General features: G+C 74.6%; 9 protein-coding genes. 3 read left to right on the forward strand and 6 right to left on the reverse strand.

Annotated elements, in window-relative coordinates; all coding sequences use genetic code 11:
- Nucleotides 1-137 precede the first annotated feature (137 nt).
- The 5 genes from ACG2DA_RS16995 to ACG2DA_RS17015 are packed head-to-tail and all read right to left on the reverse strand — an operon-like array spanning nucleotide 138 to nucleotide 8,087.
- Nucleotides 138-1,787 (reverse strand): serine/threonine-protein kinase, encoded by a 1,650-nt coding sequence (locus ACG2DA_RS16995; protein ID WP_395256989.1) that lies wholly within the window; start codon nucleotides 1,785-1,787, stop codon nucleotides 138-140.
- Between the two features lie 44 nt (nucleotides 1,788-1,831).
- Nucleotides 1,832-4,282, reverse strand: coding sequence for a DPP IV N-terminal domain-containing protein (locus tag ACG2DA_RS17000; protein ID WP_395256990.1), 2,451 nt, complete (start codon nucleotides 4,280-4,282; stop codon nucleotides 1,832-1,834).
- Nucleotides 4,283-4,313: 31 nt separating this feature from the next.
- On the reverse strand, nucleotides 4,314-5,102 hold the full coding sequence (locus tag ACG2DA_RS17005) for a hypothetical protein (protein ID WP_395256991.1): 789 nt from the start codon (nucleotides 5,100-5,102) through the stop codon (nucleotides 4,314-4,316).
- Nucleotides 5,103-5,157: 55 nt separating this feature from the next.
- Nucleotides 5,158-6,828, reverse strand: coding sequence for a hypothetical protein (locus tag ACG2DA_RS17010; protein ID WP_395256992.1), 1,671 nt, complete (start codon nucleotides 6,826-6,828; stop codon nucleotides 5,158-5,160).
- The gene (locus tag ACG2DA_RS17015; protein ID WP_395256993.1) at nucleotides 6,825-8,087 is read right to left on the reverse strand and encodes a hypothetical protein; all 1,263 of its coding nucleotides are present in this window, start codon (nucleotides 8,085-8,087) and stop codon (nucleotides 6,825-6,827) included. Before ACG2DA_RS17015 ends, ACG2DA_RS17010 begins: the two co-directional genes overlap by 4 nt.
- Nucleotides 8,088-8,457: 370 nt before the next feature.
- Here ACG2DA_RS17015 and ACG2DA_RS17020 point away from each other — a divergent pair, with 370 nt between their 5' ends.
- Entirely contained in the window at nucleotides 8,458-10,272 is a 1,815-nt protein-coding gene (locus ACG2DA_RS17020; RefSeq protein WP_395256994.1) for a hypothetical protein, read from the forward strand.
- Between the two features lie 99 nt (nucleotides 10,273-10,371).
- On the forward strand, nucleotides 10,372-11,433 hold the full coding sequence (locus tag ACG2DA_RS17025; protein ID WP_395256995.1) for an AAA family ATPase: 1,062 nt from the start codon (nucleotides 10,372-10,374) through the stop codon (nucleotides 11,431-11,433).
- A 193-nt stretch (nucleotides 11,434-11,626) separates the two neighbouring features.
- Here the strand turns inward: ACG2DA_RS17025 and ACG2DA_RS17030 are convergent, their stop codons facing one another.
- Complete coding sequence (locus tag ACG2DA_RS17030) at nucleotides 11,627-12,457, reverse strand: sugar phosphate isomerase/epimerase family protein (protein ID WP_395256996.1); 831 nt, start codon at nucleotides 12,455-12,457, stop codon at nucleotides 11,627-11,629.
- Between the two features lie 292 nt (nucleotides 12,458-12,749).
- Between ACG2DA_RS17030 and ACG2DA_RS17035 the strand changes: the two genes are divergently transcribed.
- Nucleotides 12,750-14,210, forward strand: coding sequence for a hypothetical protein (locus ACG2DA_RS17035; protein WP_395256997.1), 1,461 nt, complete (start codon nucleotides 12,750-12,752; stop codon nucleotides 14,208-14,210).
- The last annotated feature ends 251 nt before the right edge of the window (nucleotides 14,211-14,461 follow it).

The following is a 14,461-nucleotide window of genomic DNA, read 5'->3' on the forward strand; positions in this document are numbered from 1 at the left end:
CCGCTACGGCGATCTGCGGTCCGCTCTAAAAAGCTGTTTCAGAGCTGAGCGAGAACACCAACCCGAAGCGTCAGCGAGGGCTTCGCCGCGGCGGTCGCGGCCCTCGCTGACGCTTCGGGTTGGTATTGAAACCGTCTTTAAGATGGCGGCGACTCGTCCGCGGCGGCGGGGCGGTTTTCGGCCAGGGCGATTAATTTCGTCTGGACCAGATTGAGCCACGCCCGCAGGCGGTCGATCTCCTCCGGGGCCAGCGGCGCCGCCTTCAGCGAGGCGGGATAGGTCAGCAACACCTCGCCCTCGTCCAGGGAGAACGCCTCCCGCCGCAGGCCCGGCGGCGGGCCCGAGGCGGCGCAGCGGTCGCCCGCGGAGCGCGCGTCCGCCGCCGAGACGGGGGCACCGGCCGCGGGAGTGTCCGCGGCCGGGTCGGACGGACCGGACGACTTCCCGGCCGTCGACGCCGAGGCGCCCCGGCGGGAGTCGAAGGAGTCCGACGAGTCCGGTTCCCCGCCCCGCTCGCTGGGAAGGAGGAAATCGGCGGGCAGCGGATCGGTCCGCCCGGCGGCGGCGTGCCGCGACGGGGGGGCGGCGGCGTAGCGGCGGAGGGTGTCCAGCAGGGCGAGGGCGTCCTTGCGGAACGCGGCGGCCCCGGGGTAGCGGCCGGCCGGGTCCTTCGCCATCGCCCGCAGAATCATCCGCGTGCAGGCGGACGGGACGGCGGAACCGAGGTGTTCCAACGTGTGCACCGCCGGGGGGTCGCTCCGCTTGTGGGCGTCCAGCACCGCCGTGACCGGACGCGACGGGGCTCCCGGGGCGGCGGCGAACGGCGGGCGCCCGGCGAGCAGCGCGTAGTAGGTCGCCCCCAGCGAATACAGGTCGCTGCGGGCGTCGACCGATTCGCCGCGGCACTGTTCCGGGCTCATGAAGTGCGGCGTCCCCGCGACGCGGCGGCGGGCGGGGCGGGGTTCGTCTCCGGACGCGGCCTCCCCGCGGCGGCGGTCGCGGGACTCCGCGGCGTCGCCGGGGCGGTCCGCCTCCTCGTCCGTCCGCCGGGCGAGGCCGAAGTCGGCGACTCGCACCACGCCGCCCGCCCACGGGCCGCCGCCCTCCATCATCAGGTTCGCCGGTTTGACGTCGCGGTGCACCAGCCCGGCGGCGTGGGCGGCGGCCAGACCGGCGGCGGCGTCCGCCACGACCGCCGTCGCCCGCTCCACGGACAGCGGCCCGGCCCGCAGGAGTTCGTCCACCGAGCCGTCGCCGGCGTAATCCATTACCAGGTAGACGGGGCCGTCCGGCTCCGGGACGGCCGGAGGGGCGGTCTGCTGTCCGGCGCCGGTCCCGGGGCCCGTCCCCGGGTCCGTCACGTCGCCGGAGGTCTCGTCGTCCTCGACGTGACGCGTCTCCAGGAAGTCGGCGAGGTGCGGCGGACCGACCTCATGAATGGAGATCACGTTGGGGTGGGAGAGCCGACCGGCGGCCCGACCTTCCAGCAGGAAGCGTCGGCGGGCGTCGGGGTCGGCGGCGGCGGGGCCGCTGAGCACCTTGATCGCCACGTCCCGGTCCAGATCCGGGTCCCGGGCGAGGAAGACCTCGCCCATCCCCCCGCCGCCCAGTCGGCGGAGGATCTCGAACCGCCCCAGCAGGGCGCCGGGCTGGATCGCCGCGACCGCCTCCGCCTGCCGGGGCCCGGTGCGGCGGGGGGGCGGGGCGTCGGCGTCGAAGACCAGCGTGCCGGCGTCCCGCCGGCCGTCGCCGGAGAGGGCGGCGTCGTCGCGGGGGGCGGCGGTCATGGGGGGCGTTTCGACTGGGGGCGACGGGCGGGGCGGCGGCCCCGTCACCGCTCCTCCAACATGGTCTCCCGAACGAAGTCCCACATCAATCGCCGATAATGCGTCCCGGCGATCGCGTGCCGGCTGCGCGGGTAGATCATCAAGTCGAAATTCTTCCCCCGCTCCTGCAGGGCGGCGGCGAACTGCCAGACGTTCTGGGGGTGGACGTTGTCGTCCATGCCGCCGTGAATCAGCAGGAGGCGGCCCCGCAGGTCGGCGGCTTTGCGGGCGAGATTGGTGAGGGCGTAGCCCTCCGGGTTGGCGGCGGGGGTGTCCATCAGCCGCTCGGTATAAATCGTGTCGTAGTTCTGAAAGTCCGTGACCGACCCGCCGGCGATGCCGGCGGCGTAGCGGTCGGTATGAAGCAGCACGCGGGCGGTGAGGTAGCCGCCGTAACTGTGGCCGGACAGGCCGATGCGGTCCGCGTCGACCCAAGGCTGCTCCTGGAGCCAGGCGGCGGCGGCGATCATGTCCGTCGTTTCCTGCTCGCCCAGCCGGCCGTGGACCGCCCACGCCGGCGCCCAGCCGCGGGCGGAGGCGGCCCGGGGGTCGATCTTCAAGACCGCAATCCCGTTGGTCGCCAGCAGGTGTTCCCAGCCGCGGCCGGAGGCCCAGTCGTCCCGCACCACCGTGGTGTGGGGGCCGCCGTAGGTCATCACCCACACCGGCACGTCGGCGTCCGGATCGGTGCGGTCCAGCCCCGGCGGGAGGAGCAGATAGCCGTACAGCGTGCCGGCCGGGTCCGTGCCGCCGTCGCTGCGGGGGGCGGCCGGAACGGGGATTTCGACCCACTCGAACTCGCCGCGGGCCGTCTTCTCCAGCCCCGGGGGGTTCGCCTCGCCCAACAGGCGGACCAGCTCGCCGTCCCCGGTGCGGAGCAGCACGCGCGGGGGCGTGTCGTGGGCGCTGTAGGTATCGAGGAAGAACCCGCCGTCGGGGGCGACCCGCACCTTGTGCGTGCCGGGCTCCGGCGTGAGCCGGGTCAGTTCGGAGCCGTCCGGGCGGACGCGGTACAGGAACTCGCCCACCGGGTCGTCCTTCGTGCCGGTGAAGAAGATCCAGGGCTCGCCGCCCGATCCCTCCGCGGGCGCGGCGACGGCTTCGACCGATCGCACCTCCCACGGCCCGGCGGCGACGGGGTTGAGCAGCGCCCCGTCCGCGGAGTAGCGGTCCAGGCGCCGCCAGCCGTCCCGCGTGCTGGCGAGGAGGAACGAACCGTCCGGCAGGAAATGCAGATCGCCGGGGCTCTCCACCCAGGCGCCGTCGGATTCGCTGAGGAGTTCCGTCGGCTCGCCGGGTTCGCCCTCGTCCGGGACCTCGACGGCTCGCACGGAGAGCGTGGATTGCACGCGGTCCTGGAGGTAGCCGTACAGCCGATCGCCGTCGGGAAACCAGCCGTAGTGGGCGATCAGCCCGCCGCCGTCGCCGTCCGCGCGGCCCAGCTCCGGCAGGCCGGGGAGCGCGTCGGTGGCCCAATCGACCCACCGCACCGGCCCGCCGGTCGCGGCGACCACGCCCAGCCGGACGGTGGGGTTCGTGGCGCCGGTCTTGGGGTAGCGGGTGCGTTCGATCCGCTGCCCGGAGTCCGCAGGGAACCCGCCGACGTCCGTGGCCGCCGCCTGATCCAGCACGGTGAAGGCGCCGACGGCCCGGTCGTCGTACTCCATCACGGCCAGCCGCTGCGAATCGGGACTCCAGCGGTAGCCCTTCCAGTCGCGGCCGAGGAGTTCCTCGTAGTAGACCCAGTCCGCTTTGCCGTGACGGAGGAGGTCGTTGCCGCCCTCGGTCAATCGCACCTCCGGACCGGCGTGGAGCGACCGGCCGGCGCCGATCAGCGGGACGGCGTACAGGTCGAAGTTCCGGACGAAGGCGGCGGTGCGGCCGTCGGGGCTCAGTTCGGGCAATTCCTCCGTCTGCGGCGTGTCGGTGAGCCGCACAGCAACCGGGGCGGGGCCCTCGCCGACTTCCACGTCCGCCCCGAAGCCGGGGCCGCCGAAATCGACGGCGAACAGGTCCCCGCCGGACCGCAACAGGGCCCGGCGGCGTTCGTCGTCGAAGGTGGCGCCGGCGCCGGTCGGCCGGCGGGCAAACGTCTCCGCCAGACGGCCCTCCACGCCGGCGTCGGTCAGGGCTTTGGAGAGGGCCGCGGCGTCGTAGGCCGGGCGGGCGTCGCCGGTCGCGGCGTCGACGACCTCCGGCGAGCCCTGCTCCGCCGGCGCGAGATACCGCTCCGGCCCGATCCACGTCAGCCCGCGGGGGTAGGAGCCCGTCAGGTCCAGTCGGGCGCTGCCGTACAGGTCCTCGAACCGCAACGGCCGTTTCGTGGCGGCGTCGTCCCGCTCGGCCCCGGCCGGTTCCGTCCGCAGCCGGCCGTCCGGCGCCGGTTCGTCCTGTCCCCAACCGACGGGAACGAGCCAGAGGAGGGCGGCGACCGGGGCGAGGCGAAGGGGAATCACGGGCGGCGTGCGAAAGGACGAACGGTCCCCGTCAGGATAGCGGCGGCCCCCACCCCTCGCCGTCCGGCCGCAGGGTCCATTCGCCCCACCCCAGCCCGGGCGGACCGTCGAGCGGGGCCGCGAACGCCGACCACTCCGCCACGGCGTCGTTCGGCCCGTCGAAGTACAGCGTGACCGCGGGCGCCCCCGGCGGTTCGAGCGTCCCGGGCGCCGGGGCCTGCGGATCGGCGGCCGCCCAGTCCTCCACCCGGCGGCAGGCGGCGAGGGCGGACTCCAGCGTCCCGGGATGGACGGCGAGCGGCCCGGCCCGCTCCGCCGCGGCGAGGCGTCGCGTCCCGGTCGCCCCGCTGCGGTCGGGGGCGGTCCGGACGATCTCCGGCGCCCCCGCCAACCACGCCCGCACCAGTTGGGACCGGGTCGGCGGGGGGATCGCCACGTCTCTCGGCGCTTTGACCTGCCAGCCGCGAGGCCTCTCGACGCGCCACGCCACCGCCCGCCACGCCGCCGGGGAGAACAGCACGACGCCGCCGAACGGCTCCGTGAAGTCGGGCAAGCTGTATCCGTAGCCCGCACGGTGGTCCGACGCCGGCGGAATGAGTGCGACGGCCTCCCCCAGCCGCACCGCCTCGGCGAGGGCGGCCGGGTCGTCGGGGGCGACGGGGTAGTCGGCGTCCCCGGGGTATTCGCAGGCGCCGAACTCGCCGCGTTCCCAGTCGCACGCCTCCAAGGCGTTGATCACCAGCCGGTCGCCCTGCCAGAGGCGGGTGAAGCGGTCGTCCAGCGGGTGCCGGTCGAAGCGGGGGCGGTCGACGACGAACATGGCGGGCGGACCCCCGACCGCCGGCGGCGGTTCACGCCGTCACAGCCGGTCCCCCTCAAAGACGGTGCACGGCGGTGACGGTCGCCTCCTCCGGCGGTTGGGTTTTGGGGCGGGAGAGGTGCACCACGATCGAACCGCCCGCGCCCAGGCCGTCGCGGAAGGCGGCGGACGGGGGGGCGTAGACCCAGACCTCGGCGACGCTCAGTCGGCTGACCGCCCGGGTCCGCACCGGCGGGGCGCCCAGCGCCGCCCGCACCTGCGGGGCCGTCATCCCGACCACCACCCGGCCGTCGCGGACGGCGGCGGTGACCGGGTCGACCGGCATCGCGGCGGCCTCCGCGGCGGTCCGCCAGCGGCCGCCGGCCTGCACCATGCCGAGGTCCCGCAGCCGCCCGGCGACGGCGGCCTCCTCCGGGCTGTCCGGGTTGGCGGCGGCGTAGGCCTCCGTCAGCAACCGCACGGCCGCCTCGTCGTCGCCGACAAGGGCCCGGTACTCCTCGGCGGCCCGGATCAGTCCGCCCACGCCCTCCGGCCGCAGGGACCGCTCCCGGGCCGCCAGCCAAGTCCGCAGGACCTCCGCCGCCCGGTCCGGCTCGTCCCGTTGCCGGAGCAGTTCGGCCAGTTCCGACACGTCCGCCCGGGAGGCGGAGGCGACGCGGGCCGTCCGCCACGCCAGTTCCCGCTCCCGGTACTCCTCGGCGAGGTCCGCCAACTCCGGCAGGCGGACGTCCAGAACCTTCGCCACGGCGTACCCGTTGCGGCCGTCCGAGGCGGCGGTCGCTTCGATGCGGGTCCGCTCCGCCCGGGCGTAGAAGCGTCGGGCCAGCGCCGCCCGGGTCGGTGCGTCCGCGGCGGCGAAGGTCTCCGCGGGGGCACGGTCGTAGGCCGCCAGCAACTCCGCCGGCGGGGGATCGGCCCCCGCGGCCGGCGGCGTCCCGGCGCCCGGCAAGCGGCGGCGGATCTGACCGGCCAACGCGGCGAGATCCGCGTCGCCGTCGTCCCGCACCGCCCGCCACCAGCGTCGCAGCGCCTCGTGGACCAGCGCCGTCCGCTCCGCCTCGGGCAGGTCGGCCGTCGGGCCGTCGCCCTCCCCCTCGTCGGCGGCGTCCAGCAGGGCCAGCTGGGCCCACACGCCCGGCGGAACGCCGGCCGGGGCGGCGTCCGGGCGGTCCGTCGTCTCCCCCGCCGCGTCCCAGCGGAGTTTGAAGGCGTCGCGGCGGGCCTCCCGCGCCCGCCGGGCGAGGGCCGGATCGTTGTAGAACGCGGCCCGGCCCTCCGCCCACGCGGCCAGTTTCTCCAGCGCGGCCGGGTCGTCACGGTCGAGAGCCAGCTTGCGGGAGGTGAACTCGGCGGCGTCGGAAGGCAGCACCCGCACGGCGGTCGATTGCAGGTACGGACCGCCGCCCCCGGGGGCCAACCGGCCGGTGACTTCCACCCGGGCGGCCCCGTTCTCCGCCCGGCCCAGCGAGGACCCCGCCGACGGCCGCACCGTCAGCGGGACGTTCTCCAACCGCAGCGTCCCGCCAGCGACGGCCCGCACCCGGCCCTCGACGCGAAACACCGCCCCGGACCGCTCCCACTCCGGCCAATAGTCGCGGGCCTCGAGGAACGCCTCGCTGCTCATCACCCCCTCCGGCGGGGCCGCGCACGCCGGGGCGCCGGCGCACAGCAGCCCCGCGCACAGGACGAGAAACGCGGCGGGTCGGGCGGGGCGGAACCGGGTCATCGCGCGGCCTCCGCCGCGGGGGGGTCGTCGGCGGGGGAGTCGTCGGTTCGCGGTTCGAGCCCCAGGTCGGCGGCCTGCCGGGCGAGCAACGCCCGCACCGCGGCGCCGTCGGGGTCGGAGAGGTCAAAGCCGACCGCCGCCAGCGTCTCCGGCCCCGTCCAGAGGAAGGCGGAACCGGGCTCCAACCGCAGTTCCCATACGTCGCGCCCCTCCCCCGCGGCGGGGAGCAGGACGAAGTCCCCGTACCGCCCGGCGAGGACCGCCCGCCGCGGGGCGTCGCCGACCGACAGGTCGCCCGGGACCGCGGGATCGCCGATCAGGCGGAACCGCGTTTTGCCCGCGGCGAGGGGATAGAGCAATTCGATCCGCTCCGCCGGGGGGGCCGGCCGGCCGGCGGGTTCGTCCGTATCGTCCTCTCCCTCGGCGGCGGGCGGGGCGGCGGGGGCGGCGACGCGGGCGGCGAAGGCGTCGAGGATCACCCAGCGGCCGCGGTAGAGGGCGTCGTAGGTCTGTCGCCAGGCGGTCCGGTCGGCCGGGGTGCGGGCGGCGGCGGCCTGCCGGGCCAGTTCCGCCGGCGAGAGGGCCGCGAGCCCCGTCACGGCGGTCGTCTCCCGGGCCTGCTGCCGGGCGGCGCGGGCCCGCGGCTCGGCGGCGCGGCCGAGGGTCTCGTAGGCGGCGGCGAGGGCGTCGAACCGCTCCGCGGCGAGGGCGAACTGCCCGGCGGCGAGCGCCTCCTCGGCGGCGGCGGGGGCCTCGGCGATCGTCACCCGGGCCGCCGCCCGCCGCGACTGCACCACGCCCCACCAGGTCGTCAGAGCCACCACCGCCGTCAGCCCCACGGCGATCAGCCGCAGCGGCGTGACCTGCCGCCGGGCCGCCGTCGCCAGCCGCGTCCGCCACGGAACCCGCGGGGCCGCGGGCGCCGCCGCCGGGGTCGCGGGCGTCTGCGTCCGTTCGCGGGCGGCCTGCCGCTTCGTCTTCGCTGCGGCGGGAGAGCGTTCCGGGGCGGCGGGGTAGACGTCCGCCGGCAGGACGAAGTGCGGTTCGCCGCAGTTCAGGCAGGGTTCCTCCCGTTCCCGCTCCGACCGCATCCCGGTCACCACGGCGCCGCAGCGGCAGGGCAGGGAGAACGGCGCCGGGGGCGGGGGCGGCGCCCCGGCCGGCCCGGTCAGCACCCCGAAGCCGGGCAGCCGACGGGCGAAGGGCACCGCGTCCGCCACCCGGTCCGCCCAGGCGGCGGTCAGCGTCGGCCCCGGCATCGTCGGCCTGCGGCGTCGTGGGAGGGGGCGGGAAACGGCGGGGGATGGCACGGGAGCGTGCGGCAGAAGATTGTCGGTTCCGCCCCCGACCTTTCAACGGGGCCCGGCGCCGAACGGTTCATCGGTCCGGCCGCCCGGCGCCCGCCCCGACGCCGCCCGCTGGCTCCCGGCGGGCCGGTCGGGCGGGCGCCGCCGGGCCGCGAGGGCGGGAATGCGAGCGGGACGTCGCCCGCCGCTTTGACCGCCCCCCGACGGCGAGCTAGATACCCGGCCGGACCGTCCGTGCGTCCCGCCGCGCTCGCCCTCGACCGGAGCGCGCCCGGGCCGTCGGGTCGTCGCGGCGCCCGCTCCCCCCGGTCCGACGCCGCCGATGGCTCCGCCCCCCACCGCCCCCGCCGACGACCGCCTGGACGAAGCCCCCGCCGGTCCGGCGCGGCCCCCCGAAACGCCGGCGTCCGCCCTGCTGGACCCGACGGAGGACGCCCAGCGGCGGCTGGACGAGATGCTCGACCTGCTCCGCCGCGAGCAAGCCGAGGCCCACGCCCCGGCCGCCGCCGCTCCGCCCCCCAACCGTCCGCCTGCCGACGCTCCGCCCGCCGCGGAAGCGCCCGTCGCCCAGGCCCCCGTCGCTGAGACCGTCCCCGCCGCGGACGAGGCGGAGGTCCGGGGCGCCGCCCCGCCGGAGCTCGCGGCGGACGACGCCCCCCCGCCGGCCCTCTCCGAAACCGACCCGGCGGAGGCCCCGGAGGCCCAGATCGAGCTGGAACCGGAGCCGCGGGCCGGGAGCGCCGACCGCGGCGAGCCCCCGCCGCCCCCCGGCCACGCCGCCCGGTTCGACTTTAAACCGACCGCGGAGAGCGACGAACAGGCACTGACCGAACCCGCCGCCCCGGCGCCGCCCGCGGCCGAAGCGCCGATGTTGGCGGCGCCCGCAGCGCCCGCAGCGCCCGTGGCGCCCGCAGCGCCCGTGGCGCCGCGGCGGGACGCGGCGGGGCCGGCGGTCGATCCGTTCGAGTCGCTCGCCGGGTTGGGGCTGGCGAAGCCGGCGGGGGCCGCGTCCCCCGGCACGGCCCGGCCGCCGCTGCGGTCCCTGCTGAGCGAGATGTTCGATCTGGACCTCTCCGACGAGCGCGACGACCCCGCCGCCCCGGACGCCGCCGCCGACGACCCGGAACTCTCCGCCAATTGGCGGGAGAGCGATCGGTCGACCCAATGCGGCCCGGCGGCCGCGGAGGGGGGGGACGGCGCCGAGTTCGCACTGACGTTTGAAGAGGACTTGGTCGCCCCGCCCCGAACGGAGTCGCCGCGGACGGCCGACGCCGTCGCGGCAGCGCCCGCCGGACGGTTTGAGCCGACGCGGGAGGCGCCGTCCGCCGTCGAACCCCGCACCGACGTTCCCTTCGAAGAGGAACCTGTCGAAGAGGAGCCGTTCGAAGAGGAGGCTGCCTTCGAAGACGCCGACGCAGAAGCGGCGCCCGGTCCGGAGGACGCCCCCGTCGAACCGGCTACGGGCGGCTCGGTCGAGCAGTCGGTGGACGATTACATGGAGGCGCTGCTCGCCCGGATGCGGCAGGCCCGCGGGGACGAGCCCGCGCCGGCGGCGCCCGCACGCAAACCGGCCGCCAAGCCCGCCTCCAAGCCGGTCGCCGCGGCTCCGGCGCCGAAGTCGGCGTCGCCCTCCGCCTTGACGGCCCCGAAGCCGAAGGCGGAAGAGCCCTCGTCGCCGATTGGCCCCGCGTCGAGCCGCGTCGAGCCGCCGGCACCCGCCCCGCTGCCGCCCCCGCCCTCCCTCCCGCGGTCGCGGGTCGACAAGGAGAAGCTCCGCCAGGAGATGCGGCAGTTGCGGGCGATCGCCAACACCAGCGCCCGCAGCGCGGTGATGGAGTCCACCTGGCGGCGGACCCGCAACCGCCTCGTGATGGAGGTGCTGATGTGCGGCGTCTGTCTGGGTCTGGGCCTGACGCTGGTGGTCACCAGCGTGTGGGGCGACGCAGTGCACTACGGGCTGGGCGGGGCGCTGTGCCTCGCCGCAGTCTGGATCGCCCGGGACTTCGGCCGAACGGTGGACCTGCTCCGCCGGCAGAAGATCGCCGCGACGAAAGCGGCCGCCGCGGAGGCCGCCGAGTCCGGGCTCGCCCCCCGCGAAGCCGGAGAACCGGCGCTGAACGTGCCCTCCGGCGGCTGAGGTCGCCGCCCCCCGGCGGCCCGCCGACCTCGGTTGTCGCGGGCTCAATCCGCGGCGACCCTGCCGTCACCCCGCCCCGCCCCCGACCCCGGCCGCCGCGTGCCCCCCGCCCCCGACCCCGGCGCCCCCGCCCCCGGCGGCGACATCGTCTTCTCCCCCGCCGGCGCCCCCGAATCGCCCGCCGCCCCGGCGGCGCCCGCCGCGGCGGAGGCGGGCGCGCAGTTCGACGCCTGCGTGGCGGAGATTTCCAAGGCGGTCGTCGGCCAGCCGGACCTCATCGAGGGCGTGCTGTTCGCCCTGGTGGCCGGCGGGCACGTGCTGATCGAGGGCCCGCCGGGGCTGGGAAAAACGCTGCTGGTCACCACGCTGGCCCACGTCGCCGGGTGCGACAGCGGCCGGGTGCAGTTCACCCCGGACCTGATGCCCGCCGACGTGACCGGTCACAGCGTCTACGACCTGCAACAGAAGGCCTTCACGTTCGTGCCGGGGCCGGTGTTCACGAACCTGTTGCTCGCCGACGAGATCAACCGGGCCCCCGCCAAGACCCAGGCGGCGCTGTTGGAAGCGATGCAGGAACGCCAGGTGACCGTGGACGGCGAGACCCGCCGGCTGCCGGACCCGTTTCTCGTGCTCGCCACGCAGAACCCGTTGGAGCAGGAGGGCACCTACCCGCTGCCGGAGGCCCAACTCGACCGCTTCCTGTTCAAACTGCTGGCCGACTACCCCGACCGCGACGGGGAGCGGGCGATCCTCGACCTGTACGTCAACGGCACGGACCCGCGGGACCCGGTCGGCCTGGGGGTCGAGCAGGTGTTGGACGCCGACCGCGTCCGCGCCCTGCGGCGGGCGGCCGGCGGGGTGATCGTGGAGCCGGCGGTGACGGACTACATCACCCGGCTGGTCCGCAAGACCCGCGGTTGGCCGGGGGTGGAGGTCGGCGCCAGCCCGCGGGCCGGGGTGAGTCTGGTGCTCGCCGGCCGGGCGGCGGCGGCCTGCCGGGGGCGGGACTTCGTCATCCCGGACGATATCAAAGACCTGGCTCCCGCCGTCCTGCGACACCGCGTCCGCCCGGCCCCGGACGCCGAATTAGAGGGAGTCACGGCCGACGCGTTGGTCGCCGCGATCCTCGATGCGGTCGAGGCCCCGAAGGGGCGAGAGTAGGGCGGGCGCCGATTTAATACCAGCCCGGAGCGCAAGCTCCGGCCGTACCTCGTTCACGTTTAAGAGCAGGTCTCCCACAGGCGTAGCGTCCCGGACCCTTGAAGGGTCCGGGACGCTGGCGTTGTCCACCGCAACGTCAAACGGAAGAGCGCTCTAAAGGCCGATGCCTGCGCATCAGGTTGGTATTGATGCGCTAGACCTTCGCCGCGACGGCCTTGAGGTGTTCGAGGCTCAGCCGGGCGGTTTCGACCGGGCCGGGGCCGTCGGCGAAGACCTCCACGCTGATCCAGCCGTCGTAGCCGGTGTCTTTCAACGCCTTGAGGATCGGCTCGAAGTCGGTGTCGCCCATGCCGGGGCCGAGCAGGTTGGCGTCGTTGGCGTGGAAATGGGCCGTTTGCTCCGGGAAGCGGCGGATGATCTCCGCCGGCGGGTCGCTCTCGCCGCCGACCATCGCTTTGACGTCCTGGTGGAGCCGGATCCGCGGGCTGCCGACGCGGTCCGCCAGGGCGACGGCCTCGGCGCAGGTTTGCAGGAAGTTCGTTTCGCTGGGGGCGAGCGGCTCCAGCGCCAGGGTGACGCCGCGCTCCTCCAGCCGCGGGGCGACCGCTTTCAACACCTCCGCCGCGTTTTCGGTGGCCGCATCCAGGCTCATCCCCTCCTCCAGGTTCCGCTGCTGGGGGGAGCCGAGCACCATCAGGGAGCCGCTGAGGTCGGCGCAGAGATCGGTCAGTTCGATCAGGCGCTGTGCGGTGGCTTCGCGGGCGGCGGCGTCGGCGGTGGTGAGGTGGAAGCCGGTCGTTTTCGCCAGCAACCAGTGCAGGCCGACGACCTCCAGCCCGGCGGCGAAGGCGTCGTTCTTCAAGGCGGCCCGATCGGCCTGCGACAGGTCCGTCGGGGCGTCGGCGAGGGTGAACGGGGCGACCTCAATGCCCGTATAGCCCAGCGAGGCGATCAGGTCGCACTGCTCCCGAAACGTGCGTCCGGGGGCGAGCGTTTCGTTGCAGTAGGCGTAGCGGAACGACATGAGGGCGGGAGGAAAAAGGCGGAGCGGCGCCGCAGTTTAGCGAGCCGGGCCGGGGCCCGCCCCGCCGGCGCCGCCGGCCGGTCGTGACGGCGGCGCCGACTGCGCAACGGCCGGCGAGACGGCCGACAGGGAAGTTCAGGAAGACGCGGCAATCTGGTGGGGTTCGGCAAACCGGGGCGTCGATGCCAGAGCGGTCGGGACGGTTCGCCTGGCCCCCGCGGGAACGCTTCGCGGGACACCGGCGGGCCGTTCACCCCAAGGAACCGCGTCCCCCTCCCACGGAAAGAATCCCATGAAACGGCTTCTCGCCGCGGCGGTCATGACCGCCGTCTGTTACGTCGCCCCGGTCGCGTCGGCCGGACTCTGCGGCGCCGGCAGCCTCGGCTGTACTCCGGACCCCTGCGACGCCGGTTGCGGCCCCGCCGTGAGCGGCGAGGCCTGCCCGGCCGCCCCCTGCACCCGCACCGTGCGGGAGATCGTGTACGATACCAAGCAGGTGCCCTACACCCGCACCGTGTACGACAAGGTCTGCACCCAGGTCCCGGTTCAAAAGACCCGCCTGAAATTGGAGACCTGCTACAAGACCGTGAACTACACGGTCCGCCGCCCGGTGTACAACACCTGCTATAAAGAGGTGTGCTACACCGTCCGCCGGCCGGTCTACAACACCTGCTACAAGGACGTGTGCTACACCGTCCGCCGCCCGGTGTACAACACGACCTACACCTGCGTGAACTACACGGTCAAGAAGCCGGTGTACAACACCTGCTACAAGGACGTGTGCTACACGGTCCGCCGCCCGGTGTACAACACCTGCTACAAAGAGCAGTGCTACACCGTTCGCCGCCCGGTGTACAACACCTGCTATAAAGAGGTCTGCTGCACCAAGTACCGGACCGTCACCGAGAACAAGACCCGCGAGGTCTGCTACACGGTGTGCAAGCCGGTCACGGAGACGAAGACGATCAACGTCCGCGTCAACGAGATGAAGACCGTCCAGCGGACCGTCCCCGGCCCGATGATCCGGAAGGTCGTTCAGGAGCCCGGCCGCTGCGTCTACAACCCGCAGACCTGCCGGTACGAGTACCAGCCCGGCTGCTGCCGGACCGTCTGCTGCCCCGGCCCGGCCCGCACCGTCTGCGAGACGGTCTGCTGCCCGAAGGTCGTGCAGAAGGAAGTCAGCTGCACCCGGTACGTGAGCGAAGTCTGCCGGAAGACCGTGCCCTACACCGTCTGCCGTCAGGTGCCCTACACCGAGACCAAGAAGGTCCCCTACACGACCTGCAGCTGGGTCTGCGAAACCAAGACCCGCAAGGTTCCGTACACGACCTGCAGCTGGGTCTGCGAGACCAAGACCAAGAAGGTCCCCTACACGACCTGCTCCTTCGTCTGCGAGACCCGCACCAAGCGGATTCCGAAGACGACCTGCAGCTTCGTCTGCGAGACCAAGACCAAGCGGATCCCGTACACGACCTGCTCCTGGACCTGCGAGACCCGCACCAAGAAGGTCCCGTACACGACCTGCTCCTGGACCTGCGAGACCAAGTGCAAGCAGATCCCGTACGTGAAGTGCCGCAAGGTGTGCGAGACGGTGATGGTTCCCAAGGTGACCTGCGTCCCCCGGACCGTCTGCCTGACCCGCACCGTGTGCGTCCCCCGCGTCGTCTGCCGTGAAGTCCCGGTCTGCCCGGAAGCCGCCTGCGGCCCGGCCACGGCCTGCGGCCCCGACGCCTGCGACGCCGGCTGCCTGTGATCTGAGCGGCGAGCCCGCGAACGGTTCCCCCGTCCCGGTCCGCCCCCCGTCACGGCGGCCGGGCGACGCGGGGAACCCGCCGCGGCCCGCTTCCCTCAAACCTGCTGACGCTCTTCTCTGCTCCGCACCCTGACGTCGTTCACACCCCGAAGCTCTTCCTGAGTCGCACCCTGACCCTCGACGACCGGCCCGCCCGACCCTCGCGGTCGACAGGGCCAGTTGAAGGAGATCGAGGCGGCTGCACGCGGCGG

Source organism: Alienimonas sp. DA493, from assembly GCF_043951915.1.
Taxonomy (GTDB): Bacteria; Planctomycetota; Planctomycetia; order Planctomycetales; family Planctomycetaceae; genus Alienimonas.